Source organism: Streptomyces sp. NPDC056160 (genome assembly GCF_042268205.1).
GTDB lineage: Bacteria > Actinomycetota > Actinomycetes > Streptomycetales > Streptomycetaceae > Streptomyces.
On the sequence record NZ_JBHJUW010000006.1, the window covers coordinates 46,466 to 71,656 of the forward strand.

A 25,191-nucleotide genomic window follows, 5' to 3' on the forward strand; every position below is an offset into this window, starting at 1 on the left:
TGAGCCGGCCGCCCGCGGCGGCCGCGATCACCGACCGTGGCACAGAAAGCCTGAACACGTCCTGAACACTGCGCGATCAGCAGGTCACTCAGCGTGTCGAGGGGTCCGCTCCGGTCCGGCGACGTCCTTGCGCGTCACGCTCAGGTACACGACCAGAGCGAGGATGACCGCGAGGAACAGCCCGCTGGTCACCACGGTGCCCAGGCCGACGCCGCCGTCCGCCGTCGGCTGGGAGAGGTAGTCGCCGATCGACGCGCCCAGCGGCCGGGTGAGGACGTAGGCGATCCAGAAGCTCCACACCGCGTTCAGGCCCAGGGCGAAGTGCGCGAGGGCCACCGCGGCGATGGCGGCCGCGAACAGGACGGCCGACAGCCAGTACCCGAGGTCCATGCGCTCGGACACCAGGTCACCCGCGGCGGTGCCCAGGGCGAAGGTGAACAGCACCGCCAGCCAGTAGAAGGACTCGCGGGAGGTGGTGTCGATGTGGTGGATGGACAGCGTCCGCTCACGCCGGTACCAGACGACGAACACCACCGCGAGGACCACCGCGAACACCGTCGTACTCGTCTCCAGCGGCACCCCCATGTTGTCGGTGAGGTTGTCACTGATCAGGGTGCCCACGACGCTGATCAGGGCCACGGCCAGCCAGTAGACACCGGGCCGGTAGGCGCTCGTACGGAACTGCACCACCAGCGCCACGGCCAGCAGCGCGCTCATCAGCACGGACACACCGGTCAGGCCGAGCCCGGCCTTCTCGTTCAGCAGGTCGGCCGCGGTCTCGCCGACCGTGGTGCACAGCACCTTGATGATCCAGAAGTAGACGGTGACCTCGGGCACCTTGTTCCAGCCCAGGCGGTTCCCCACTGCGGCGGCAGGCGCCCCGGTCTGCGGCTTCGCGGACGTTTCGGATGTCTCGTACGTCATGGACAGCGACCCTGCCACCGGACACCTGAACGCATCCTGACCGCCCGCGCGGCACCGTCCGCCCCACCCCGCCCGCGGCGGGAGCATGAGCCCATGAGAACCCCTGCGGCCCACCGCATACATGTCCCCCTTCCCCTCCCCGCCCCCCTGGCGGACGACATGCACGACGTACGGCACGCACGCACGCCCGACGACCCACGTGACGACGGAAGAAGGCCTCCATGCGCACCCGGACCGCCGCCCCGCCGCCGCTGACCGAGCGGGCCACGACCTGGCTGCGCCACCGGCTCGGCCGCGCGGTGGCCCTGGCCTACACCGCCGCACTGCTCCTTCCCGGCCCGGGTCTGTGGCTGCGCCGAACCCATGCGCTGCCGCTCGGTGCGGCGAGCGCGCTGCCCGTCTCCACCGTGCGGCTCCTGCTGGCCCTGGTGCTCTTCTCCGCCGGACTCCAGGTGCCGTTACGCGCGCTGGCAGGTCTGCTGCGCCGGCCGAGAGCCCTGCTGGCCGGACTCCTTCTGCACCTGTCGATCCCCCTGCTCGTCATCCCCGCGGTCGCCTTCCTGCTGCGCCGGACGCCCGACACCGACGGCGGCAGCGGGCTGGTCACCGCGATGATCCTCATCGTGGCGATGCCCGTCGCGGCGGGAGCCACCGTCTGGACCGGCAAGGGCGACGGCGACCAGCCCACCATGGTCGGGCTCGTCCTCGCCTCGACCCTCCTGAGCCCCCTCACCGTCCCACTGGTCATCCACGCCCTGCTGCCCCTGCTCAGCGGCGGCTACGCGGACACCCTCACCAGAGCCGGACACACCACCCAAGGCGCATTCGCGCTCGTCGACGTGGTCCTGCCCTGCGCGGCCGGCATCGTGTTCCGGCCGGCCCTGCCCGCGCCCTGGCTCGGACCCGTCCAGGGGCTCATCGTGCCGGTCGCCCTGGCCGGCTCACTCCTCCTCACCTACGTCAACGCCAGCGGCGCCCTCGGCTCCTTCCTGGCCGGTCCGCGCCCGCTGTTGTTCGCCGCCGCGCTGACCGTGGCGACGCTGGTCTGCCTGCTGTCCTTCACCCTCGGCCGCGGCGCCGCGCGCCTGCTGAGACTGGACCCTTGCACGGCGTCGTCCCTCACGCTCGCGTGCGGCATGAACAACAGCAGCGCCGGCGCCGTCCTGATCACCACCGCACTGCCCGACAAACCCCACCTGCTCCTCCCTGTCCTCGCCTACGGGATCCTGCAGAAGACGGCGGCGAACCGAGTCGTACGCCGGAGGCACCCGTGACGGGCCGGGGGAGAAGAGCCCAGCGTGCTCCGCGCCGTCCCGGCCCGGCTCCCGGGGCGCTGCACGAAGGGCACCGGGACGTCTGAGGCCGCCTCATGCGAAGCCCCGGGACAAGTGCCCCGGGGCTTCGAACCTGCTCGACACCGACCCCCTGATCGGCGCCGGGCTGTCCTCGACGACGCTCAGCTCGCGGCGGGGGCGCTCACCGGAACGGCGCTCTCGAAGTCGGTGAGTGTGAGCGTGTTCTGCAGGTCCGGGTCGGACGCGAAGTGGAGGACCTGGCGTACGCGTACGACTCGGCCCTCGTTGTCGATCCATACGTCGGAGTCGATCGCGGTGGCGGGGCGCAGATTGCGCCCGACGGCCCTGTCGACCGATTCGATGTCTGCCGGGGTGAGACGGGCCGACACACGGACGCTTTCGCCGCCTTGGTGCACGGAGCCGTTGTGATCGAGTACGAGACGCACGTACTGCGGGAGCCGGTCCGTGGGAATACCGCCCTTGGCAGCCGACGGAGGGAATCGCTGCCACTTCCCGTGGGAGCCGCCGGCGCGCCGGTACACACTCTGCCGGGTGATCACGACGTCTTCGGTGTACTGCTCGGTCTTGTCCGTCGCGCGTCCCGTCAACGGCGCGTTGAGGTTGATCCGTCCGACCATGACTTGCAGCCGTTCGGAGCCGGACTGCGTGATGGCTTCCATCGCAGCCGAGTAGGGGGTGCTGTCGGCTCCGGCCAGCCGGTCGAGGACCACCTGCCGGCCTGCCTCCGGGCGGGTGGGCGAGCCCGAGGCACATGCTGAGAGCAGCAGCCCCGAGAGCGCCAGGATCAGGGTTGCCGTCCGGTGGTGGGTCAAGGATGAATCCTCTGAGTACGCGGCCCGGACGGAAAGCGCCCCGGGCTGTGGGGTGGATGCGGGACTCATTCTTTCCTGCCGCGGCGGGGCGGGCGCCATCCCGTGGCGGGCCTCGCAGTCCGGGCTGCGGGGCCAGCGGCGTCGGCGCGGGCGTGCGCCGGCGGATCGGCGCGTGTTCCGGCGGCCTGCGGCCGGTCCTTGCCGGCCGGCGCGGACAGCGGAACGTTCCCGGAGCAGGTCAGGTGATCAGGGGGAGGAAGATGGTGTCGACGACCTCCTGGATGTCCGAGGAGGACATCGGCTTCAGGTTCATGAGCACCTCGTGCCGGAGCAGGTCGTAGGGCAACCGCGCGATGCGCGGGGTGAGTTTCGCGCCGTCGACCTCTCCCCGGGCGGCAGCGCGGCGCATCACGGACTCGATCAGTGACCATCTCCGATCGACCACCGACGCGCGGAGTTCGGCGGGTGTCGTGCCCGTTTCCTCATAATAGGCGGCCAGTTGTGCGGTCATGACCGCGGCGAACATCGTGAACGCCTCATTGAGCTGTTCGAGCAGCGCCACGGTGTCGTCGCGCAGGGAACCGGTGTCGGGATCGACGAGTGAGAACCGGTCGCCGGCGCGGCTGATGGCGTCGCGTACGAGGGCCTCCTTGGAGGGCCAGTGACGGTTGACGACCGGGCGAGAGGTGCCGGCGCGCTGCGCGACCGCGGCGAAGGTGAGCGCCGCGTACCCGCGCTCCGTCAACTCGTCCCACGCGGCGTCGAGCAGCGCCGCCTCCAGGGCGGCACCGTGCCGTCGGCGGCTGGGACCGGGCTCCGGCCTTGCAAGATGCATGTGTGCATCTTACGGTTGTGTCGCCGCCCCGGGCAAGCAGAGCGCATGCCTGTGAAGGCGGTATCTACTGCTTTGTCCGTCACGTGCTGGAGGAGACACCATGAGTAGCCGTACCGACACGCGCCCGTCCGACTCCGTGACAGTCGAGGTGCACACCATGGGCCGGACGTTCGACGAGCCGACCCTGGACCGGTGGGAGCTGGAAGCCGCACGGCGGGCTCTGAAGAACCTGAAGTCCACCCTCGGCGCGCACACGATGATGGACTCCCTCGCCGGGCAGATAGCGGCCGGCGATCGCTTCCACAAGGAGCTGATCGAGAGGTCGAACGGCACCCACCGCGGATCGCACGCCGAGTTCACCGTGCGCGGACTCAGCGGCAGCGACCTGGCTGCCTGGTTCCGGTCGCAGGCCGCCACCGGGCGCTTCCGGGACAAGGAACTGCTCCTCAACGCCCACCCCGAGCACTACGTCGAGCCCCCGGAGTACACGGGCGGCATGGTGGAGACGATCGGCGGCCACCTGACCCGGTTCAAGGTGTCGGTCGCCCGCGAACTGCCCCCGGCCATCGCCGCGTACCGCGACGCGACCTACCCGGTGACGCTGATGAACGCCCTGCTCAGCCTGGACGACGGCACACCCTTCGCGTACTGCCTGCACCAGGCGCGTGACACTGCCACCGGCGCGGACGTGGTGGTGCGCGTCGTCTACCCGTCCACCGCCCCGGACTCGATGATCGAGGGGCACTGCCGGCACCTGGCGATCGAGTTCCGCAGCTGGATCCGGAACGCGGCCGCCGCATCACGACAGCCTTCCTGACAGGCGTCGGCGTGCTCGTGGCGGCGGTGGTGACCTCGTCGCCCTCCTGGTTCACCTACCTGTCATCGAGGCGCCGGCCGGCCGTGTTCCCGGGTGCCGCCCTCGGCGAGGACTGATTCGACCTGAGCCAGCGAGCGGATGCGTGGTATCGGCGAGGGAAGCAGCCAGAGCAGTGACAGGGCTCCTCCGACCGCGGCGTCGCCGCCCAGGCCGCCGGCGCGGACACCAGCGTCCACCGCCGTTCGCGCACCGGGAGGGGTGACCGGGGCCTGTCCCCCCTGAGAGCTACGCGCAGGTGTCCACTGTGAGGTGACGATTCCCGATCACCGTTTCCCTAGCGTTCTGTTCAGCCGCGGCACCCCGGCCGCGCACCGGAAAACGAACCGGAAACGGAACCGAAGAAAGAGTCGTCATGAAACTGGTGTGGCAGATCCTGGCCGTGGTCCTGGTCGGTGCGATCGGCGGTCAGAGCGTCACCGCGGTGCAGGACAACCCGTGGCTCTCGCTCCTCCTGGGCGGCCTGGCATTCGTGCTCTCGGTGGTGGTCTACCGGTGGGTCGTGGGGCGCACCGAGCGGCGCCCGGTGACGGAGCTGGCCAGTGAGGGAGCGTCGGGGTCCCTCCTCCGGGGTCTGGTCCTCGGTGTCGTCTGGTTCGGGTGCGTCATCGCGAACATCTACTTCCTCGGCGACTACCACGTGCACGGCTTCGGCTCGACGACCGGAGCGATCGGGCTGGTCGGCTTCATGGCCGGTGCCGCGGTCACGGAGGAACTGATGTTCCGCGGTCTGCTCTTCCGGCTCGTGGAGCGCGGGCTGGGCACCTACCTCGCGCTGGCGCTGTCCGGTGTGGTGTTCGGCGCGTCCCATCTGCTCAACAAGGACGCCACCCTGCTGGGCGCCGTCGCCATCGCGCTCGAGGCCGGCGGCACGCTCGCCGCCGCGTACGCCGCCACCCGTTCCCTGTGGCTCCCGATCGGCCTGCACTTCGGCTGGAACTTCGCCGAGTCCGGCATCTTCGGCACCGAGGTGTCGGGCAACGGCGCCACGCACGGACTGCTGGACGCCTCGACGTCGGGAGCCGAGCTGCTCACCGGGGGCGAGTTCGGGCCGGAGGCCAGTGTGTACGCGATGCTGTCCGGCGCGCTGCTCACGGTCGTCTTCCTGTGGCTGGCCCGCCGACGCGGCCACATCGTCCCCCGGCAGCGTGCCGAGCGCGTCGAGGCCCTCGCTACACTCGCCCGGTGATGAGCCTCCAGGGGGCCGGTCAGGTGTGGCGCCGCCTCCCCGTCACCGTCCGCGACCTGCCGCTCGGGATACTGTTCCTGGTCATGTCGTTCCTGCCGGGACTGCGCGGCCACGGCACGGAGGTCGGGGACCTGCCGACCCGCCCCCTCGACGCGCTCGGCGTCGTCGCCCTCGCGCTCGAATGCCTTCCCCTGGTGGTGCGGCGGCGGTGGCCGGCCGTCTGCCTCGCCCTGGTGGCGTGCGGCTTCGCCCTCGACCAACTGCGCGGCTACCACTCGGTCGCCGGCACCGCGCTGCCCGTCGTGCTGATCAGTACGGGTTCCCATCTGGAGCACCGCCGGCGCACCACCGTGGTCCTGCTCTCCGTGGCGTACGTGCCGCTGGCGGTGGCGCTGGCCCGGCTGGGTTCGGGCGGCGAGACGCCGACGGAGTTCGTGACGTTCTACCTGGTCCTCGCCCTCGCCTGGGGGGCCGGGGCGTGGCTGCGGTCCACGCGGGCCGCCGAGGCCGAACGCCGCGAACGCGTCGCGGCCGAGACCCGCACCGCCGAACGCACCCGCATCGCCCGAGAGTTGCACGACGTGGTGACCCACCACGTGACCGCGATGGTCGTACAGGCCGAAGCCGCCCGCTACCTGACCGCCGCACCCGAGCGGCTGGACCGGTCCCTGACCGCGGTCGGCGAAACCGGGCGCCGCGCCATCACCGACCTGCGCCACCTGCTCGACCTGCTCAACCCCGACCACGGCACCGGCACCGACCACGGCACCGACCACGGCACCGGCCACGGCACCGGCACCGGCCACGACACCGGCACCTCCGCCGCCCGTGCCGGCGCGGCCAAGGCCGTGGAACCCAGGACACCGGCCGTCGGCAGGGTCCTCACTCTCGTCGAGCAGACCCGCCGGGCCGGACAACCGGTGGACTTCACCGAGCACGGCACACCGCCGGCCTCCACCGGCAGCGCCGACCTCGTCGCCTACCGGGTGGTGCAGGAGGCACTGACCAACGCCCTCAAGTACGCTCACGGCAGCCGGACTTCGGTCCAGGTACGGCACGGCGAGAGGGAGATCACCGTGGAGGTCAGCACGGACGGAACCGGCTCACGCGCCGCCGTCCCCGCCGGCAGCGGACGGGGACTGGCAGGCCTGCGCGAACGCGTCGACGTGCTGGGCGGCGACTTCAGCGCCGGCGGCAGCGCGGACGGCGGCTTCACCGTACGGGCACGCATCCCCGCCGGCGGCACCTCGTGAGCGCACCGATCCGGGTCCTGGTCTGCGACGACCAGATGCTGGTCCGCACCGGCCTGGTCACCATCATCGACGCCCAGCCCGACATGGAGGTGGCGGGCGAGTGCGGGGACGGGCGGACCGGGGTCGACCTCGCCCGCGAGGTGCGGCCCGACGTCGTCGTGATGGACATCCGCATGCCGGTCCTCGACGGCCTGGAGGCCACCCGCCTGCTGGCCGGCGCCGGAGTGCCGCACCCCGTCAAAGTCCTCGTGGTGACCACGTTCAACCTGGACGAATACGTGTACGAGGCACTGCGTGCCGGCGCCAGCGGCTTCCTCCTCAAGGACGCCCCTCCGGACCGGCTGCTCCACGGCATCCGGACCGTGGCCACCGGCGCGGCCCTCCTGGACCCCGACGTGACACGCAAGCTCGTCGGGCGCTACGCCGCCCGCATCCGGCCCACCGAGAACAATGCCCGCGACACCCCGCTCACACCTCGCGAACTGGAAGTCCTCCGTCTCATCGCGGACGGCCTCTCCAACAGCGAGATCGCCGCGGCCCTCGTGATCAGCCAGGAGACCGTCAAGACCTTCGTCTCCCGCATCCTCGCCAAACTCCAGCTCCGCGACCGCGTCCAGGCCGTCGTCTACGCCTACCGCCACGGCCTGGCGACCTGACACGGCCGTACTCCCGGAGGTCCGAGGCCGTACTCCCGGACGTCCGAGGCCCTGCTCCCGTACGTCCGGCGCGCGGCGAGAAGCGGCCACGGCGTAAACCCGCCGCGCACCAGATCACTTCACCGCTCCCCGTTCTGCCAAGGTGACGCCACGGCAGCACCGACAACTTCCGGCACACCTCTGCCCGTTCACCGGTGTCCGGTCCTCACTCAGGGAGAGCGATGCGTCCGATATCGCGTACGGCACTGGGAGCGGCCACAGCCGCCGTCCTGGCCGTCACCGCGATCGCACCGTCCGCGGCAGCGCCGCAGGACGGTCCGACCGCGACGAGACCACTGACCGGCAGCACGGCCACCGCCACGGCCGGGCAACCGGTCACCCTCACCCTGGTCACCGGCGACAAGGTCCTGGTGCGCACGGACGGTTCGGGGGCCGCGTCGGTCACCGCGCTGCCCCGCCAGGACGGCTCCGTGCCCCTCCTGCAGACCCGGCAGTCGGGCAAGGACCTCTACGTCTACCCCGACAGCGCCGCGCGGGCGCTGGCCGCGGGCAAGGTCGACGAGGAACTCTTCAACGTCACCGGACTCATCCGGCAGGGCTACGACGACGCGCACACCAGCGCGCTGCCGCTGATCGCCGTCTACGGTCAGGCCGCGTCCCGCACCGCGACCGCCACCCCCCGCGGCGCCAAGCGCGGCCTCGTCCTCGACGCCATCGACGGCGTCGCGCTCAAGGCGGACAAGGCGAAGGCCGCCGACTTCTGGGCCGACGTCACCGACACCCGCTCCTTCTCCGCCTCCGGCCTGAAGAAGCTCTGGCTCGACCGCAAGGTCCAGGCCACCCTCGCCCAGTCCACCCGGCAGATCGGCGCCGATCGCGCCTGGGCCGCCGGATACACCGGCAAGGGCACCAAGGTCGCGGTCCTCGACACCGGTGCCGACGCGGAACACCCCGACCTCTTGGGCCGGATCTCGGCCGCGGAGAACTTCACCGACTCCAGCACCACCGACGACCACCAGGGCCACGGCACCCATACCATCTCCACCGTCGGCGGCTCCGGTGCCGCGAGCGACGGCAAGGAGAAGGGAGTCGCCCCCGGCACCGACCTGCTCAACGGCAAGGTGCTCAACGATTCCGGCTCCGGCGCCGAATCCTGGATCATCGCCGGGATGCAGTGGGCCGTGGACCAGAAGGCCGACGTCGTCTCCATGAGCCTCGGCAGCCCGGAGCCGACCGACTGCACCGACCCGATGAGCGTCGCCGCCGAGAAACTCGCCCAGAGCAAGGACACGTTGTTCGTCGTCGCGGCAGGCAACTCCGGCCCGGCGCTCAACACCGTCTCCTCGCCCGGCTGCGCCCCCGGCGTGCTGACCGTCGGCGCCGTCGACCACGACGACTCCACCGCCCCGTTCTCCAGCCGCGGACCCGTGATCGGCGCGCACACCCTCAAACCGGAGATCGCCGCCCCCGGCGTCGACATCTCCGCCGCGGCCGCGGGTGGCCGGGGCATCTACGCCTACCGGTCGATGTCCGGTACGTCGATGGCCACCCCGCACGTCGCGGGCGCCGCAGCCCTCGTGAAGCAGCGCCACCCCGACTGGACCGCCCAGCAGGTCAAGGCCGCCCTGGTGTCGTCCGCGAAGAGCGACATCTCCGGCGACGTACGGGAGACCGGCGCCGGCCGGCTCGACGTGAAGGCCGCCATCGACACCACCGTCGTCGGCGCCCCCGCCGTCCAGGCCGGCACCTTCGCCTGGCCGCAGGACCGGAGCGACCGCACCACCGTCACCCTCCCCTACACCAACTCCGGCACCAAGCCGGTGAAGCTCTCGCTGAGGGTCCAGGGCGTCACCGGGAACGACGGCTCCCCGGTCGGCTCCCCCGTCGCCGGACTCGACGCGCAGACCGTCACCGTCCCGGCCGGGACCACCGTGAAGGTCCCGCTGCGCATCGACCCGACCGCGCACCTGAAGGCCGCCCAGTACGGCGACGTCACCGGCCGGGTGCTGGCCACCGCGTCCGGCGGCGTGAAGGTCTCCACCCCGTTCTCCCTCTACGTCGAGCCGCAGACCGTCACCCTGCGCGTGAAGCTGATCGACCGCACCGGCGCGCCCGCCACGGGCTCCTCCTCGCTGGACGTGATCGGCACCGACACCGCCGGCGGTGAACGCCGCTTCAACGACGGCGCCGCCGACCAGGTCTACCGGCTGCGCCCCGGCGCGTACTTCCTCTCCGGCTTCGTCATCACACCGGACGCCGCGGACGCCACGGGCAGCATGGCCGAGTCCGTCGCCTACCTCGCCCGGCCCCAGATCGACGTCACCGAGGACACCACCTTGGTGCTCGACGCCCGCAAGGCGCACCGGCTCCGGATCAAGACCGGGGACCACACCTCCGAGAGCCGCTCCACGACCCTGGCCTTCGGCCGTACCTGGGGCGGGACCTGGCTGCACTCCGGTTCCCTCACCGGCACCGGGAGCGTCCGGAACTACCTGGCGGACGTGCGGGGCAAGGCACACGACGGCGACTTCGAGTTCACCAGTTTCTGGCGTGCGTACGCCCCGCAGATCCAGAAGCTGTCGGTCGTCGGCGGCGCGGACCTGCACCCGAGGACGGCGAGCACCGGTTCCGTCAACCTCGACGGAACCGGCGAGGCCGCGCTCGTCGACGCGGGCACCGGCACCCCCGACGAACTGCGGGCCGCGGGCGTCGCCGGGAAGATCGCGCTGGTCGAGGCCGGCGACGACGGCTTCCTGGGCACCCTGGCGCGTGACGCGAAGGCCGCGGGCGCGAAGGCGGTCCTCGCCCACCGTCCCGCCGCCGGCCCCTGGCAGCCGTCCGTCGGCCTCGGCCGGGCGCCGCTGCCCTCGCTCGGCATCGAGGCGGACGAGGCCGCCGCGCTGAAGGCGGCCCTGGCCAAGGGCTCGGTGAAGCTGCGCTGGCAGGCCACCGCCGACAGCCCGTTCGTCTACAACCTCGCCTTCCCCGAGACCGGCCCGCTCACCTCGGACCGCACCTACCAGGTCCGGGACAAGAAGCTCGCCTCGGTCACCGCGACCTACGAGGCGATGGGCGTCGCGGCGGACTACGTCGACACGATGGTCATGGCCCGGCCCTACGGCGGGGTGTTCTCCGCCGCCACCGACTCCGTCGCCGTCCCCGGCAAGCGCACCGAGTACTACTCGGCGGGCGACACCGCCTGGACGCGCTACCTCTCCTCCAGCTTCCCCTGGGGCGAGGCCATGGCCGACCAGGCACGCACCTACACCGCGGGATCGAAGCGGACCGAGAACTGGTACCGGGGCATCCCGGCCCCGGCCGCCCCGCGCGACGCCGCCGGCAAGCTCCAGCTGGCCGCCGAGCGGCAGGACAACCTCATCGGCGTGGCACCCGCCTTCTGGGGCGACACCGAGCACATGGGCATCCAGGGCTCCTTCGGGGACGTCGGCAGCCTGAAGCTCGCCAGCGGCGGCAAGGTGATCGGCGAGACCGGGTGGCCGTCCGGGACCTTCACCGTCCCCGCCGAGGACGCCGCCTACGAACTCACCCTGGACACCGCGAAGTTCGGCCAGCCCGCCGCCGTGTGGAAGCGGTCCACCCAGACCCGGACGGTGTGGAGGTTCCGCTCGCACCGCGACGAGAACGCCTACTCGCAGGGCATCCCGCTGCTCTTCCCCACCTACGACCTGGATACGGACGGGCTCAAGACCCTGCCGGCGAAGGACGGCCAGAGCATCGCGCTGGGCGCCACCGGGCACGCGGGTTACACACCCGGCAAGCTCGTCGCCGCCAAGGTCGCGTACTCGTACGACGGCGGCGCGACCTGGACCGAGGCCGCCACCTCGCAGCGCCAGGGCCGCTGGACCGCGACCGTGGACCACGCGGGCGCGGCCGGCAAGCCGGTCACCCTGCGGACCGAACTGACGGACGCGGCCGGCAACTCCGTCATCCAGACCGTGACCGACGCGTACGCCGTGCGCTGATCACGAGCTGACCGGTCCGCCGGGCTGACTCTCCCGCAGGGCAGAGTCCGCCCGGCGGGCCACCACCACACCGATGGCACCCACGACCAGCAGCGCCGCGACGGTGCCGAGGGTGAAGGTCTCGAACGAGGCACGGGAGACACCCCAGACGTCGTGGAAGTCGTAGCCGATGCCGAAGAGGTGTTCCAGCACCCCGGGGAAGAGCGCCGACCAGGACCCGACCAGGATCCAGGCGTAGACGAGCGCCGCGCACAGGAGGAAGCCGCGGGTGCCGAAGGGGACGCGGTAGGGCCGCGGGACGTCCGGCCGGTGCAGGCGCAGCAGGACCAGGGCGGGCACGACGACCAGGTAGGACAGCAGCAGGGTGGTGACCGCGACGGTGAGCACCACCGCGAAGACGTCGGCCGCGTCGCCGTCCGCGAGCCGCATGGCGGCGAGCATGAACACTGTGGCGACGACTCCGGAGAGCAGATTGGTGCGCACCGGGGTGCCGAGCCGCGGGTGGAAGGCGCCGAGGGCGCGGGTGAAGAAACCTCCGTCGGCGGCGGCCATGGCCTGCATGCGGTCGCTGACGATCATCCAGGCGCTGCCCTGGGTGAGCAGGGCGAGGACGAACATGACCGCGGTGGTCTTCAACAGGGGGCCGGCCGCGACGCCGTAGACGCCGAAGACGAGGCGGGCGCCTTCCATGAAGCCGCCGATGCCGGTGACCTGGCGGGCGGGTACCACGGCCAGCAGGGCGAGGACGGGCAGCAGGTAGCAGCAGGCCGCGACGGTCGCGGACCGTCCGAGCGCGGCGGGCACGTCGGCCTGCGGGTCGTGCATCTCCTCACCCGCCGCGTTGGGCGCCTCGAAACCGACGTAGGCGAACAGCAGGATCGGCACGAGGGCGAGGAAACCGGCGGTCGTCGGGGTGAAGCGGGTGTCGGCCAGGCCGTGGAAGCCGTGCCGTACCCCGTAGAGCACGGCGGTGAGGGTGAACAGGGCGAGGGCGAGGACCTTCATCGCCGCGCCCGCTGTGGTGATCCACTTGCCGCGGCGCAGGGAGACCACGGCCGTGAGGATGGCCACCCAGACGAACAGCAGCTTGAAGACGTAGTCGGCCACCGTGCCCGAGCCGAGGTGGAAGACGAAGCCGTCCCAGGTCTGCGCGGCGAGGAAGACCAGTGAACCGCCCAGCCAGATGGGGTTGGTGACCCAGTACATGAGGGTCGTCAGCGCGGCCGCCGGACGGCCGAGGGCGAGCTTGACCCACACGTACGGGCCGCCCTCCTGGGGGAACGCGGCGCCGGTCTCGGCGAAGAGCAGGGCGTAGGGGACGAGGAAGAACAGGGCGATGAACGCCGTCCAGGTGGCGGCCTCGCCGCCGCCGGTGGCGATCTGCCCGACGGTGTCGAAGGAGATGACCGCGGCGATGGCCATGGCGGTGATGTCGAAGCGCTTGAGGCTGCGTTGCAGCGCGCCGCCGGTCTCGGGCCGGGACGCTCGGGGTTCGCTCGTCGAGAGGTTGGAGGACACGGGCAGTTCCTAGGAGGGGAGAGGAGTGACTGCGAGGAGGCGCGGGTACGGCGCGCCGCTACGGTGTGGGGTCCGTGTCGGGTGGTGCTGGGCCGGGGACATCAGCGGGGGAGGCCCGGTCGTCGCGGGCCGGACCTCCCCCCACTGAGGCCGAAGGCGTCGAACGCCTGAGGCGTCAGGCGGCGCGGATCTCGCCGCTGGGCTCGGTGCGCTCCAGGACGCTGCGCAGCGCGGAGGCCGCCTCCTTGGCCTCGGCCTCGGTCATGATGAGCGGCGGGGACAGCACGAGGCTGTGCGCGGAGTCGCGTACGATCACGCCGGTCTCGCGGCGGATGACGTCGTGCGGCATCCGGTCGGGGCGCAGGGGCAGGGGTTCGCGGGTGGCGCGGTCCTGGACGAGTTCGACGGCGAGCATCATGCCGACCGAGCGGATCTCCCCGACGATGGGCAGCTCACCGATCTGCGCCTGCAGTTCACCGTGGAGGAAGGCGCCCAGGCTCGTCGCGCGGGCGAGCAGGCCCTCCTTCTCGATGATGTCCAGGTTGGCGGTGGCGACGGCGGTGGCGACGGGGTGGCCGTTGTAGGTGTAGCCCATCGGGAAGCCGTGGTCGCGCAGCAGCGCCTCGGCGACGTGGTCGCCCACCAGGAGCGCGCCGAGCGGGACGTACCCGGAGGTGATGCCCTTGGCCGTGACGATGATGTCGGGGGTGACGCCGAAGTACTGCGCGGCGAACCACTCGCCGACGCGGCCGTAGGCGGTGACGACCTCGTCGAAGATCAGCAGGATGCCGTGCCGGTCGAGGACCTCGCGCACCCGGGGCCAGTAGTCGGCCGGCGGGACGAGCATGCCGCCGACGCCCATGATGGGCTCGCCGATCATCGCGGCGATGTTCTCCGGGCCGATCCGGGCGATGCGCTCCTCCAGCTCGCGGATCAGGAAGTCGGTGACCTGCTCGGGGCTCAGCGGCTGCCCGCCGTACAGCTCGCTGCGGTACGGCCACGGCGGGGTGAGGTGGGAGACGTGCGGCATCATCGGGGCGAAGCCCTCGTGGTAGACCGGGAACCCGGTGGCCGAGCCGCCGCCGTAGCCGATGCCGTGGTACGCCTTGCTGCGGGCCAGGATCCAGGTGCGGCTGCTCTCCCCGCGTCGGTGGTGGTAGTAGCGGGCCATCTTGATGGCGGCCTCGTTGCCCTCGGAGCCGCCCGAGGTGAAGTAGACGTGGTCCATGCCGGCGGGGGCCAGCGAGGCCAGGCGGGCGGCGAGTTCGATGGCGCGCTCGTTGGAGAACTCCCAGAAGCTGGTGAAGTACTCCAGCTTCTTCATCTGCTCGTGGGCGACGTCGGCGAGTTCGGTGCGGCCGTGGCCGACCTGCGCGAGCCAGAGGCCGCCGGTGGCGTCGAGGTAGCCGCGGCCCTCCGTGTCGGTGAGGCGGCAGCCGGATCCCGAGGTCATGACGACGCGCTCGGTGGCGCTGCCCGGCAGGTAGGGGTGGATGATGTGCGCCCGGTCGAGACGGGTGAGGTCTGCGGCGTCGAGGGTCATGAGCGGTACGTCCTTTGTCCGTTTCGGCGGTGTGATGTGATGTGGTGTGGTGTGTGGTGCGGCGCGGTGTGGCCGGTGCGGTCAGGAGTGCGCGATCCAGGTCGTCTTCAGACCGGTGTACTTGTCGAAGGAGTGCAGGGAGAGGTCGCGGCCGTGGCCGGACTGCTTGAAGCCGCCGAACGGGGTGAACGGGCTGAGCGCGTCGACGGTGTTGACGGAGACGGTGCCCGCCCGCAGGGCGTCGGCGACGCGGTGGGCTCGGCCGAGGTCCCGGGTCCACACGGAGGCGGCGAGCCCGTAGGCGGAGTCGTTGGCGAGGCGGACCGCCTCGGCCTCGTCGTGGAAGGGCAGCACGGTCAGCACCGGGCCGAACAGTTCCTCCCGGACGAGCGGGGCGTCGGGTGCGAGGCCGGTGACGACGGTGGGGTCCAGGTAGGCGCCGTCGCGCTCGGGACGCGTGCCGCCGCACACCAGCGTGCCGCCCGATGAGCGTACGGCGTCGAGGATGCGGTCCACCTGGGCCTCGTCGACGAGCGGTCCGAGACGGGTGGCCGGGTCGAGCGGGTCGCCCGGCAGCCAGGTGCGGGCGTGCTCCGCGACCCTCGCCGTGAACTCCTGGGCCACGGACGCCTCGACCAGCAGGCGGGTGTTGGCGGAGCACACCTGTCCGCAGTTGTAGACGAAGCCCCAGGCAGCGCGCTCGGCGGCGGCCTCCAGGTCGGCGTCGGCGAAGACCACGTTCGGGCTCTTGCCGCCGGCCTCCGGCCACACCTGCTTCATGTTCGAATCGGCCGCGTAGGCGAGGAAGTGCTTGGCCACGGCGGTCGACCCGGTGAACACCAGGGTGTCCACGTCCGGGTGGAGGCCGAGGGCCCGCCCGGTGGTCTCTCCCGGACCGGGTACGACGTTCAGCACACCGTCGGGAAGCCCGGCCGCCGAGGCGAGCTCGGCCAGCAGCAGCGCCGACAGCGGGGACTGCTCGGCCGGCTTCAGCACCACGCTGTTGCCCGCCGCCAGGGCCGGCGCCAGTTTCCAACTCGCGATGTCCAGCGGGAAGTTCCACGGCACCACGGCGCCCACGACACCCAGCGGGGAGCGGCGCACCAGGGCGAGGTTGCCGGGCGGGGCCGGGGCGACCTCGTCGTAGAGCTTGTCGACGGCCTCCGCGTACCAGGCGAAGACGCCGGCCGCGCCGGGCACGTCGGTGCCGTGGGACTCCGCGATGGGCTTGCCCATGTCGAGGGTGTCGCACAGGGCGAGTTCCTCGCCGTTCTCCTCGATGAGGCGGGCGAGGGCGAGCAGGACCCGCTTGCGCTCGGCCGGCGCGGTGCGCGACCAGCGGCCGTCCTCGAAGGAGGCGCGGGCCGCGGCCACGGCCCGGTCGACGTCGGCCGCCGAGCCGGCCGCCACGTGGGCGGTGGCCTTGCCGGTCGCGGGGTTTACGGTCGGGAACCACCGGTCGCCCTCCGGGTCGGTCCACGCTCCGTCGACGAACAGGCGCGTGCGGGGCGTGAGGTCGGCGGCGCGCTGCCGCCAGTGGGCGTACGTCTGCATGCTGTGGCCTTCGATCGCTTCGTGGACGTCATGGGACGTGGGCGAACCGGTGCCCGTCCGGATCCGGTGCGGCCGGGGTCGTCCCAGGTGCCGCCTCGAATCGGTGGGCGAGGCAGGGACGAGGGGCTCGGCAGCGAACGCCTGCGCCGGTTTCTTTGAGTCGAGATTCAAACAATAGGTGAACCGACCGTCAATGCTTCTGTCGGAAACTTCTTGCGAAGGCTGATGCCTGTGACAGAGAATTGGCCGTCATGGGGAAAGCCGGCAGACCACGCAACCAGACGGCACGCAGGCAGGCCCTCGTCTCCGCGGCGGGACGGGCCATCGCGGAGCGCGGGCTGGAGGGGCTGCGCATCAAGGACATCGCGGACGCGGCAGGCGTCTCACAGGGCTCGGTCCTGTACTACTACCCGGAGCTGGACGACCTCGTCCTGGAGGTGCACCGGGGCGCGGTCGAGAGCTACCTGGACTCGCGGCAGCGGGCCTACGACGAGGCACCCGCCGCAGGGCCCGCGGCGCGGCTGCGGGCCCTGCTGCACAGCGGCCTGCCGAGCATGACGGAGGACCCGGTCCACGGACTGCTGTACGAACTGCACCGGCGCGCCGGCCGCAGCCCGGGCCACGCCGAGCTGATGACCTCCCTGTTCGCCCGCGAGGTCGCGCTCTACACGACCGCCCTGGAGGTCGGCGCCGCGACCGGTGTGTTCACCCTCGCCGCGCCCGCGCACGACCTGGCGCACGGACTGGTGGCCCTGGAGGACGGGTACGGCCTGCACATCGTCAGCCGCAACGCGGCCCTGCGCCCCGAGCGGGCCCAGGAGCTGGTCCTGGCCCATGCGCGGGCGGTGACGGGCTGCGCCGGACTGTAGGGGCCGGTTCCCCCCGGGCCCTGGACGGGTGCAGAGCCCGGTCCGCCCGGAGGCCGGAGGCTCAGCCGGCGTCGGCCCCGGACACTCAGCCGGCGTCGGTCCCGGACACTCAGCCGGCGTCGGCCCCGGCGGCGATCTCCCGCAGCAGGTCCATCACCGCGCGCGAGCGGGCGGTCTGGCTCATGCCCCCGAGAGTGGCGATCTTGACTTCGAGGGCGGGGCCGCCGTCCCTGAGCTGGAGTTCCGCGACCTCGCCGCCCCCGTAGGTCTGACTGGTCGCGGGCCGCTGGTTGAGCACCGAGTAGCCGAGCCCGCGGGCCACCAGGGAGCGCACGGTCTCGTAGCTCTGGGTGCGGTAGCGGACGTCGGGCGCGGTGCCGGTGGCGGCGACCAGCGAGCGGAAGTAGTCGCGGCTGTGGGGGAGGTCGAGGAGGACGAGCGGTTCGGCGGACAGTTCCGCCAGCTCCACACTGTCCTGACCGGCCAGCGGGTGGCCGGCGGCGACGATGACGTAGGCCGGGGCGCGGGCGATCGTCTCGCTGTGCAGCTCCGGATCGGCGGACAGGCCGAGGCCGTAGGTGAGGGCGAAGTCGATGCGCCCGGACGCCAGGGCCCGGACGAGCTGGTCCGTCTCCGCCTCCACCACGTCGATCTCGATGCCCGGATGGCGCCGGGTGCACTCGCTGAACAGGGGTGGCAGGTAGGAGGGGGCCAGGGTCACGAAACAGCCTACGGCGACCGGCCCGGAGAGGGTCTCGCCGTCTCCCCGGGCCTCCCGTTCGATCTCGCGGGCGCGGGCCAGCAGATCCCGCGCCTGCTGCCGGAGCCGCTCCCCGGCGGGGGTGAGGGTCAGCCCCCGGCCCCGCCGGCGGATGAACAGCTGCACCTGCAGGTCCCGCTCCAGGTTGTAGACGGCCGTGGAGACGGCGGACTGCGCGATGTGCAGCTCCGCCGACGCCTCCGTCATCGACCCGCGTTCGGCCGCCACGAGGAAGTAGCGGAGCTGAACGAGCGTGAAACCCACTGGTGCCGTCATACGTGACCCTTGCGCCTGGTGACCGGTGTCGGTGCCGACCTTATGCGGCACTGTCCACCGGGGTCTCGCGGGCCGGCCCCTCGGCCACGTCCTCGGGGTGCAGCAGCGCGCACCCGGCGGTCTCCCGCAGGGTCAGGGCGGCGATGAGACCGGCGAGGGCGAACACCATCAGGTACGGGCCGGGCACCAGGGTGGAGCCGGTCGCGGAGATGAGCACGGTCATCAGGTACGGCACGGTGCCGGCGAACAGGGCGGCGGTGATGTTGTACGAGATGGACAGGCCGCTCTGCCGGGTGCGGGTGGGGAAGGCCTCCGCCGACCACACCGCGTACGTGCCGAGGATCGCCGCCAGGATCACGCCGAGCAGCAGACCGGCGACCCAGGTCCCGGCGAGCCCGGTCCGCATCAGCAGGAACGCCGGGGTGGAGACGACCAGCAGGGCCGCCGTCGCCCCGACGAACACCGGCTTGCGCCCCACCCGGTCGGACAGCATGCCGAACAGCGGCACGAGCGCAAGACCCAGCAGCGAGATCACCGTGGACAGCAGGGCGGCGCTGTCGGCCGAGTGGCCCAGGTGGTCCGTCTCGTAGGTGACGAGGTAGGTCAGCACGGCGTAGAAGGGCACGTGCATGGCCGCCATGAGGCCCGCCGCCTGGAGGAGCTGCCGCCTGTGCGAGCGCAGCAGCTCGCGCACGGGGCTGCGCGGGACCGAGTCGCCGGCCTCCAGCATCCGGAACTGCGGGGTGTCCTCGATCTTGCTGCGGATCACGAAGCCGATGACGCCCAGCGGCGCGGAGACGAGGAAGGGGATGCGCCAGCCCCAGGAGGTCAGCTGGTTCTCGCTGAGTCCGGCGGACAGCAGCAGGAAGACGAACGAGCCGGCGAGGAAGCCCAGCAGGGAGCCGGCCTCCAGCCAGCTCACCCCGAATCCGCGGCGGCGCCGGGGCGCGCTCTCGGCGAGGAAGCTCGCCGCGCTGCCGAACTCGCCGCCCGCCGCGAAGCCCTGGACCAGGCGCAGGACCAGCATGAGCACCGGCGCGGCGATGCCGATCGAGGCGTAGCCGGGCAGCAGGCCGATCGTCAGGGTCGCGCCGGACATCAGGAAGATGACCAGCGACAGGGTCCGCTTGCGGCCGATCCGGTCGCCGAGCGGCCCGAACACCAGGGCACCGATCGGCCGGATGCCGAACGACACGGCGAACACACCGAAGACGGCGAGCAGCCCGGTCGTACGGTTCTGCGACGGGAAGAACACGGTCGCGACGGTGCCGGCGAGATAGGCGTAGGCCGCCCAGTCGAACCAGTGCACGAACACGCCGACGGCACCCGCGATGACGCTCCTGCGCAGTGCGACCACGTCGGTTCCCGCCTCGACGTCGGTCCTCGTGTCCGCCCTGTCATGCGTGTCGGCGCTGTTGTAGGTGCGCATGCGCGCCTCCTTGGGGGATGGGTGGAGAAGCGGTGGCTGTGCGGGTGCTGGCGACGCCGTGCCCTTCAGTGCACGGGCAGGCCGGTGAGGGACGCGGGGCTGGTCAGCTCGCGCAGTTCCGCCTCGGTCAGCAGCTCGCGCTCGCGCACGAGGTCGAGCGCGGGTCTGCCGGTGTGGTGGGCCTCCAGCGCGAGGGCGCAGGCGGTCTCGTAGCCGAGTGCGGGGCTGAGAGCGGTGACCAGCCCGACGGAGGCCGCCACGGTCCGCGCCAGCCGGTCGCGGTTGGCGGTGATGCCGCGTACGCAGTGCTCGGTGAGGACGGTGATCCCCGCGGTGAGGTGGGCGAGGCCCGCGCTCAGACTCCGGAACACGATCGGCTCGAAGGCGTTGAGCTGGAGCTGCCCGCCCTCGGCGGCCAGGGTGACGGTCACGTCGTTGCCGATGACCTCGAACGCGATCTGGTTGACCGCCTCGGGGATCACCGGGTTGACCTTGCCGGGCATGATCGACGAACCGGCCTGGCGCGCGGGCAGGTTGATCTCACCGAACCCGGCCTGCGGCCCCGAGGACAGCAGCCGCAGGTCGTTGCAGATCTTGGACAGTTTCACCGCGATGCGCTTGAGCACGCCGGACAACTGGACGAAGACACCGACGTCCTGGGTGGCCTCGATGAGGTCGGGCGCGGACACCAGCGTCCCGATCCCCGTCAGCCGGCGCAGGTGCTCCATCGCGCGCTCGCGGTAGCCCGGGCGGGCGTTGAGTCCGGTACCGATCGCCGTGCCGCCGAGGTTCAGCTCGTGCAGCAGCACCCTGGCCTCGGCGAGCCGCTGCTCGTCCTCGGCCAGGGTGGCGGCGAACGCCCCGAACTCCTGGCCCAGCGTCATCGGTACGGCGTCCTGCAACTGCGTGCGGCCCATCTTCAGCACGTCGGCGAACTCGGCGCCCTTGGCGGCGAACGCCTCGCGCAGGCAGGCCAGGGCGGCGAGCAGTTCGGCGATGTGCGCGTCCAGCGCCAGTTTCACCGCGGTCGGATAGACGTCGTTGGTGCTCTGTCCGAGGTTGACGTGGTCGAGGGGGTGCAGGTCCGCGTACTGGCCGCGGGAGTGTCCGAGCAGTTCCAGGGCGCGGTTGGCGATCACCTCGTTGGCGTTCATGTTGGTCGACGTGCCCGCGCCGCCCTGGATGAGGTCGACCACGAACTCCTCCCGCAGCGCGCCCTCCTGCAACTCGGCACACGCGCCCGCGATCGCCGAGGCGATCGTGCCGTCCAGGGCGCCGACCTCGGCGTTGGCGAGGGCCGCGGCGTGCTTCACCGCCGCCAGGGCGCCGATCAGGTGCGGCCGGGCGGCCACGGTCTCCCCGGTGAGGGGGAAGTTGGCCACCGCCCGGACGGTGTGGGCACCGTAGTAGGCGTCCGCCGGCACGGCGACGTCACCGAGCATGTCGTGCTCGGTGCGGTACCTGTCCGTGTCAGCGAGCATGTCGTGCGCCGTGCGGTACCCGTCCGTTCCCGTCATGCCACCGCTCCTTCGCTCCGCGCGCCGCGGTCCACGCCGGTCCACGCCAGCGCGATCGCTCCGTCGAGCAGGGCCCGCTGCGCCGTTCCGCCCACGCAGTACGCGGCGAACTCGTGCTGGTGGTTGGTGGCGGGCAGGGAGCCGATGCCGATGTAGGGGTGGATGGCCGGGACCACCTGCGAGACGTTGCCCATGTCGGTGGAGGCGCGGTTCATGCGGGCGGCCTGGCCGGGCGGCGCGAACTCCCGTCCCAGGGCGAGGGCGTTCGCCCGGTAGTGCCCGAGTGCGGACTCGTCCGTACGGAACTCGGCGTACGGCTTGCTCTCCGGTTCGATCTCCAGCTCGCAGCCGGTGGCGAGGGCGCCGGCCTCGAAGGCCCGCATCACCCGCGGTTCCAGCTCGGCGAGTTCCGCGAGGGTCTCCGCGCGGACGTACCACCGGCCGCTGGTCCGCTCCGGGATGGCGTTCGGCGCGTCACCGGCGTGAGTCACCACCCCGTGCACCCTGGCCGAGGCGGGCAGTTGCTGGCGCAGCAGGCCGATGGCGACCTGGGCCACGGTGAACGCGTCGGCCGCGTTGACCCCGGCCTCCGGATAGGCGGCGGCGTGCGCGGACTTCCCGGTGTACGAGATCCTGGAGTGGCTGACGGCGAACGGGCGGGCCTCGGCGACGTCGACCGGCGCCGGGTGCACCATCATCGCGAGGTCCACCCCGGCGAAAGCGCCCCGCTCCAGCATCTCGATCTTGCCGCCGCCGCCCTCCTCGGCCGGAGTGCCGTAGACCTCGACGGTGAGGCCGGCCTCGTCCGCGACGGCGGCCAGGCCGAGCGCGGCCCCCACCGCGGACGCCGCGATCAGGTTGTGCCCGCACGCGTGGCCGAGGCCCGGCAGCGCGTCGTACTCGGCGCACAGCGCGATCCGCACCGGCCCGCTGCCGAACCGGGCCAGGAACGCCGTCTCCAGGCCCAGGTAGGACGAGGTGACGTCGAACCCGGCGCGGTCGAGCAGTTCCGGTACGGCGGCGGCGGCCCGGTGTTCCTCCCAGGCGGTCTCCGGGTCGGCGTGCAGCCGCTCGGACAGCGCGATCAGCTCCTCGGCGCGCCGGTCGACCGCCTGCCGGGCCGCCTGCTTCAGCGCGCCCGTCGCGGACCGCTCCTCCGGCGCGTCCTTCACGTACTGCTCTCCTCGCACGCCCATCACAGGTCGCCCGGGACGCCGTACGAGGGAGCGGAGGCGGGGTCGAGTCCGCGCCGCACGTAGTCGTCCCGCTGCGGCAGCCAGACGTCGAGGAGTTCCCCGAGCCGGTCCACGGGATCATCGGCCCAGTCCACCCGCAGGTCGGTCACCCGCCAGTCCACGTCGGCGACGACCGCGAGGCCCGCGGAGTGCACCGGCCCCTCCTCGCCGCCCGCCGCGACGGCGGCCTTCAGGGCGGCGAGCAGGCGCTCCTCCAGCTCCCCGGACGCCGCCGCGTAGGCGTCGAGGAGGACGCCGGGGATGTGCTCGCCGCAGAGCATGTTGCCGGCCGCCACCGCGCCTTCCGCGGTGGCCGAGGCGTACGTGCCGAGCGTGCGCGCGCCGCTGTGGGCGAACCCGGGACCGGAGCGGCCCAGCACGGTCAGCTGCCGGTACTCGATGGTCTTCGCGTTCCGCGCGGCGCCGGTGACGCCGGCCAGGGCGCGTTGTGCGTCGCCGTGGTCAGCCAGCCCGTCCAGCAGGCTCGTCCCGAGCGTCGGGTCGGTGATGTTCTGCGAGGTCGCCGCGCCGACGCCGGGCCGCAGATGGGTGACGCGGGCGGCGACCGCCGGGGACGACGAGCTGGCCACGATGCCGAAGCGTTCGCCGTCGCGTACCACCAGGGACATGGTCATGCCCGGTCCTCCTCGGGGATCACGGCGATCGCGTCGATCTCGCACAGCCACTCCGGGCGGGCGAGGGCGGAGACCACCAGGCCGGTGGAGATGGGGTGCACGCCCTTGGTCCAGCGGCCCACGGTGCGGTAGACCGCCTCGCGGTAACGCGGGTCGATGAGGTAGATGGTCAGCTTGACCAGGTGCTCCATGCGGCTGCCCGCCTCTTCGAGCAGCATCTTGATGTTGGCCATGGCCTGCTCGGCCTGGGCCTCGGCGTCGCCGATGCCCACGGACTCGCTGGTGTCGAGGTCCTGGCCGATCTGCCCCCGCACGTACACCGTGTCGCCGGCGACGACGGCCTGGCACAGGTCGTTGTCGAGGCTCTGCTCGGGATACGTGTCGCGCGTGTTGAACGGACGGATCCGGGTGTGCCCGCCGGCGACGATCGGGTCCTTCGCCCGGCGGCCCTCGCTCGTGGACGTCATCAGCTGCTCCTCAGTCGTTCTGGACCGCCGGCGCGACGCCGGGCCGGTCGGTGGTGCCGTACGCGAGGTAGCCCCGCTGGGTGACGATGTGGTCGGCGACGTACCTGGCGTCGTGCCACACGCCCCAGATGAAGCTGGACCCGCGGCGGGAGAGCCAGGGCAGGCCCAGGAAGTAGACCCCGGGCTCCGAGGAGACTCCTCGCCGGTGGTCCGGCCGGCCCTTCTCGTCGAACGCGTCGGCCTGGAGCCAGCTGTAGTCGGTGGCGAAGCCCGTCGCCCAGACGATCGAGGTGACGCCGGCCCCGGCCAGGTCGAGTTCCAGGAGGGGGCTGCTCACGCACTCCGGGTCCGGCCCGAGGACATGGGCCTCCGGCTCCTCGGGGAGGTCGAGCCCGTTGCGCTCGACATACGCGTCGGCCGCCGCCAGGAACGCGAGGTACTTGTCGTCGCCGAGCGAGATGTTCGTGGCGAGGTCCGGCGCGAAGCGCAGGACGCCGTCCTCGTACGACGCGGTCATGCCGACCAGCTCGACACCGGTGCCGGCCAGGGCACGGAAGTCCACGGTGTGGCCACCGCGGGCGCCGCTGACCGCGATGGTGACGTGTTCGGCGCCCTGAGGCGGCGTCTGCGCGTCCCAGATCCCGAGCACCCCGAGCCACCAGCAGAAGTCACGTCCGCGGTACTGGCGCGGAGGACGGTCGTGCGGGCCGACGGAGAGGAAGACCCGGCGACCGGAGCGGCGCAGCTCGTCGGCGATCTGGACCCCCGAGGAGCCGGCCCCCACCACGAGGACCGCACCCTCGGGCAACTGCCGGGGATTGCGGTACCCGCTGGAGTGGATCTGCACGGGGACGGCGCCGTCCGGGACGATGGGCGGGATCACCGGCCGCTGGAACGGGCCGGTCGCGGCCACGACGAAGCGCGCGTCGATGGAGCCCTCGGACGTCTCGACCCGGAAGCCGGGCCGGCCGGCCTGCTTGCGCACCGAGGTGACCTCGACACCGCTGCGGACCGGGGCGCCGATCTTCTCGGCGTACGCGACGAGGTAGTCCGCGACCTGCTCCTTCGAGGCGAAACCGTCGGGGTCGACGTCGGCGAACTCCAGCCCCGGGAACCGGTCGTGCCAGGCGGGCCCGTTCGCGACCAGGGAGTCCCACCGCTCCGAGCGCCACCGCTCGGCGATACGGTGCCGCTCGAGCACGATGTGCGGGATCCCGTGCGCCCCCAGGTGCTCACTCACCGCGACGCCGGCCTGGCCCGCCCCGACGACGACTACTTCAGTTTCTTCACTGGGCACTTCAGCCTCCACTCAGGCGGTAGTCCATCCCGGTGTCGCGTTGACTGTGCTACCGCACGAGACATCCTTGGACGCGGCTGAAAACCTGTCCAACAGATGTTTCCGTTGAAGGCAATCTGATTTATGGATTCAGGCGCCCCGTCATCGGACTCCGTGATCGAACTCCGTTCGCGGACCCCCTGATCGAACCCCCCGGTCGACCCCCCCGATCGAGCAGTGACGTCCGTCGCAGTCGGCGCGTCCGGAAAT

Annotated in this window: 20 protein-coding genes; 7 read left to right on the plus strand and 13 right to left on the minus strand. The window is 71.9% G+C overall.

Features of this window, described 5'->3' with window-relative positions; translation table 11 throughout:
- Positions 1 to 84: 84 nt before the first annotated feature.
- A complete protein-coding gene (locus ACFC02_RS03685; protein WP_376351615.1) occupies positions 85 to 924 on the minus strand; it encodes a hypothetical protein in 840 nt (279 codons plus the stop codon).
- A gap of 221 nt (positions 925 to 1,145) precedes the next feature.
- Here ACFC02_RS03685 and ACFC02_RS03690 point away from each other — a divergent pair, with 221 nt between their 5' ends.
- The gene (locus tag ACFC02_RS03690; RefSeq protein WP_376351618.1) at positions 1,146 to 2,198 is read left to right on the plus strand and encodes a sodium-dependent transporter; all 1,053 of its coding nucleotides are present in this window, start codon (positions 1,146 to 1,148) and stop codon (positions 2,196 to 2,198) included.
- A 182-nt stretch (positions 2,199 to 2,380) separates the two neighbouring features.
- Here ACFC02_RS03690 and ACFC02_RS03695 read toward each other — a convergent pair whose 3' ends face one another.
- Positions 2,381 to 3,052 (minus strand): hypothetical protein, encoded by a 672-nt coding sequence (locus ACFC02_RS03695; RefSeq protein WP_376351621.1) that lies wholly within the window; start codon positions 3,050 to 3,052, stop codon positions 2,381 to 2,383.
- Between the two features lie 238 nt (positions 3,053 to 3,290).
- Entirely contained in the window at positions 3,291 to 3,887 is a 597-nt protein-coding gene (locus tag ACFC02_RS03700; protein WP_376351623.1) for a TetR/AcrR family transcriptional regulator, read from the minus strand.
- A gap of 100 nt (positions 3,888 to 3,987) precedes the next feature.
- On the opposite strand from ACFC02_RS03700, the gene ACFC02_RS03705 reads away from it, so the two are divergent.
- From ACFC02_RS03705 to ACFC02_RS03725, 5 genes are all read left to right on the plus strand, one after another.
- Positions 3,988 to 4,704: a hypothetical protein gene (locus ACFC02_RS03705; RefSeq protein ID WP_376351626.1), complete on the plus strand. Its 717-nt coding sequence runs from the start codon at positions 3,988 to 3,990 to the stop codon at positions 4,702 to 4,704.
- 412 nt (positions 4,705 to 5,116) lie between these two features.
- On the plus strand, positions 5,117 to 5,950 hold the full coding sequence (locus ACFC02_RS03710; protein ID WP_376351629.1) for a lysostaphin resistance A-like protein: 834 nt from the start codon (positions 5,117 to 5,119) through the stop codon (positions 5,948 to 5,950).
- Complete coding sequence (locus ACFC02_RS03715; RefSeq protein WP_376351632.1) at positions 5,950 to 7,203, plus strand: sensor histidine kinase; 1,254 nt, start codon at positions 5,950 to 5,952, stop codon at positions 7,201 to 7,203. The genes ACFC02_RS03710 and ACFC02_RS03715 overlap by 1 nt, the downstream gene beginning before the upstream one ends.
- On the plus strand, positions 7,200 to 7,859 hold the full coding sequence (locus ACFC02_RS03720) for a response regulator (protein ID WP_376351635.1): 660 nt from the start codon (positions 7,200 to 7,202) through the stop codon (positions 7,857 to 7,859). The genes ACFC02_RS03715 and ACFC02_RS03720 overlap by 4 nt, the downstream gene beginning before the upstream one ends.
- Before the next feature lie 221 nt (positions 7,860 to 8,080).
- Complete coding sequence (locus tag ACFC02_RS03725) at positions 8,081 to 11,842, plus strand: S8 family serine peptidase (RefSeq protein WP_376351638.1); 3,762 nt, start codon at positions 8,081 to 8,083, stop codon at positions 11,840 to 11,842.
- On the opposite strand, the gene ACFC02_RS03730 is transcribed toward ACFC02_RS03725, so the two are convergent.
- The 3 genes from ACFC02_RS03730 to ACFC02_RS03740 all read right to left on the minus strand — a co-directional run bounded on the left by ACFC02_RS03730 (position 11,843) and on the right by ACFC02_RS03740 (position 16,457).
- Positions 11,843 to 13,360 (minus strand): APC family permease, encoded by a 1,518-nt coding sequence (locus ACFC02_RS03730; RefSeq protein ID WP_376351641.1) that lies wholly within the window; start codon positions 13,358 to 13,360, stop codon positions 11,843 to 11,845.
- 175 nt (positions 13,361 to 13,535) lie between these two features.
- A complete protein-coding gene (locus tag ACFC02_RS03735; protein ID WP_376351644.1) occupies positions 13,536 to 14,903 on the minus strand; it encodes an aspartate aminotransferase family protein in 1,368 nt (455 codons plus the stop codon).
- An 81-nt stretch (positions 14,904 to 14,984) separates the two neighbouring features.
- Complete coding sequence (locus tag ACFC02_RS03740) at positions 14,985 to 16,457, minus strand: aldehyde dehydrogenase family protein (protein WP_376351647.1); 1,473 nt, start codon at positions 16,455 to 16,457, stop codon at positions 14,985 to 14,987.
- Positions 16,458 to 16,708: 251 nt separating this feature from the next.
- On the opposite strand from ACFC02_RS03740, the gene ACFC02_RS03745 reads away from it, so the two are divergent.
- Positions 16,709 to 17,326 (plus strand): TetR/AcrR family transcriptional regulator, encoded by a 618-nt coding sequence (locus tag ACFC02_RS03745; RefSeq protein WP_376351650.1) that lies wholly within the window; start codon positions 16,709 to 16,711, stop codon positions 17,324 to 17,326.
- A 109-nt stretch (positions 17,327 to 17,435) separates the two neighbouring features.
- On the opposite strand, the gene ACFC02_RS03750 is transcribed toward ACFC02_RS03745, so the two are convergent.
- The 7 genes from ACFC02_RS03750 to ACFC02_RS03780 all read right to left on the minus strand — a co-directional run bounded on the left by ACFC02_RS03750 (position 17,436) and on the right by ACFC02_RS03780 (position 24,942).
- Complete coding sequence (locus ACFC02_RS03750; RefSeq protein ID WP_376351653.1) at positions 17,436 to 18,362, minus strand: LysR substrate-binding domain-containing protein; 927 nt, start codon at positions 18,360 to 18,362, stop codon at positions 17,436 to 17,438.
- 40 nt (positions 18,363 to 18,402) lie between these two features.
- On the minus strand, positions 18,403 to 19,791 hold the full coding sequence (locus tag ACFC02_RS03755; protein ID WP_376351656.1) for an MFS transporter: 1,389 nt from the start codon (positions 19,789 to 19,791) through the stop codon (positions 18,403 to 18,405).
- Between the two features lie 65 nt (positions 19,792 to 19,856).
- Positions 19,857 to 21,308, minus strand: coding sequence for an aspartate ammonia-lyase (locus ACFC02_RS03760; RefSeq protein ID WP_376351659.1), 1,452 nt, complete (start codon positions 21,306 to 21,308; stop codon positions 19,857 to 19,859).
- Positions 21,305 to 22,480 carry a M20 family metallopeptidase gene (locus ACFC02_RS03765; RefSeq protein ID WP_376351662.1) on the minus strand — a complete coding sequence of 392 codons (1,176 nt, stop codon included), beginning with the start codon at positions 22,478 to 22,480 and terminating at the stop codon, positions 21,305 to 21,307. Before ACFC02_RS03765 ends, ACFC02_RS03760 begins: the two co-directional genes overlap by 4 nt.
- A gap of 23 nt (positions 22,481 to 22,503) precedes the next feature.
- A complete protein-coding gene (locus ACFC02_RS03770) occupies positions 22,504 to 23,178 on the minus strand; it encodes a DUF1028 domain-containing protein (protein ID WP_376351665.1) in 675 nt (224 codons plus the stop codon).
- Complete coding sequence (locus ACFC02_RS03775) at positions 23,175 to 23,645, minus strand: RidA family protein (RefSeq protein WP_360969896.1); 471 nt, start codon at positions 23,643 to 23,645, stop codon at positions 23,175 to 23,177. Before ACFC02_RS03775 ends, ACFC02_RS03770 begins: the two co-directional genes overlap by 4 nt.
- 10 nt (positions 23,646 to 23,655) lie before the next feature.
- A complete protein-coding gene (locus ACFC02_RS03780) occupies positions 23,656 to 24,942 on the minus strand; it encodes a flavin-containing monooxygenase (protein ID WP_376351669.1) in 1,287 nt (428 codons plus the stop codon).
- Positions 24,943 to 25,191 lie beyond the last annotated feature (249 nt).

What these genes read in the sequence shown, in the direction of transcription:
- ACFC02_RS03685 (WP_376351615.1), bottom strand. Translation starts at nt 924, where the DNA reads ATGACGTACGAGACATCCGAAACGTCCGCGAAGCCGCAGACCGGGGCG.
- ACFC02_RS03690 (WP_376351618.1), top strand. Translation starts at nt 1,146, where the DNA reads ATGCGCACCCGGACCGCCGCCCCGCCGCCGCTGACCGAGCGGGCCACG.
- ACFC02_RS03700 (WP_376351623.1), bottom strand. Translation starts at nt 3,887, where the DNA reads ATGCATCTTGCAAGGCCGGAGCCCGGTCCCAGCCGCCGACGGCACGGT.
- ACFC02_RS03705 (WP_376351626.1), top strand. Translation starts at nt 3,988, where the DNA reads ATGAGTAGCCGTACCGACACGCGCCCGTCCGACTCCGTGACAGTCGAG.
- ACFC02_RS03710 (WP_376351629.1), top strand. Translation starts at nt 5,117, where the DNA reads ATGAAACTGGTGTGGCAGATCCTGGCCGTGGTCCTGGTCGGTGCGATC.
- ACFC02_RS03715 (WP_376351632.1), top strand. Translation starts at nt 5,950, where the DNA reads ATGAGCCTCCAGGGGGCCGGTCAGGTGTGGCGCCGCCTCCCCGTCACC.
- ACFC02_RS03725 (WP_376351638.1), top strand. Translation starts at nt 8,081, where the DNA reads ATGCGTCCGATATCGCGTACGGCACTGGGAGCGGCCACAGCCGCCGTC.
- ACFC02_RS03735 (WP_376351644.1), bottom strand. Translation starts at nt 14,903, where the DNA reads ATGACCCTCGACGCCGCAGACCTCACCCGTCTCGACCGGGCGCACATC.
- ACFC02_RS03740 (WP_376351647.1), bottom strand. Translation starts at nt 16,457, where the DNA reads ATGCAGACGTACGCCCACTGGCGGCAGCGCGCCGCCGACCTCACGCCC.
- ACFC02_RS03745 (WP_376351650.1), top strand. Translation starts at nt 16,709, where the DNA reads ATGGGGAAAGCCGGCAGACCACGCAACCAGACGGCACGCAGGCAGGCC.
- ACFC02_RS03750 (WP_376351653.1), bottom strand. Translation starts at nt 18,362, where the DNA reads ATGACGGCACCAGTGGGTTTCACGCTCGTTCAGCTCCGCTACTTCCTC.
- ACFC02_RS03755 (WP_376351656.1), bottom strand. Translation starts at nt 19,791, where the DNA reads ATGCGCACCTACAACAGCGCCGACACGCATGACAGGGCGGACACGAGG.
- ACFC02_RS03760 (WP_376351659.1), bottom strand. Translation starts at nt 21,308, where the DNA reads ATGACGGGAACGGACGGGTACCGCACGGCGCACGACATGCTCGCTGAC.
- ACFC02_RS03770 (WP_376351665.1), bottom strand. Translation starts at nt 23,178, where the DNA reads ATGACCATGTCCCTGGTGGTACGCGACGGCGAACGCTTCGGCATCGTG.
- ACFC02_RS03775 (WP_360969896.1), bottom strand. Translation starts at nt 23,645, where the DNA reads ATGACGTCCACGAGCGAGGGCCGCCGGGCGAAGGACCCGATCGTCGCC.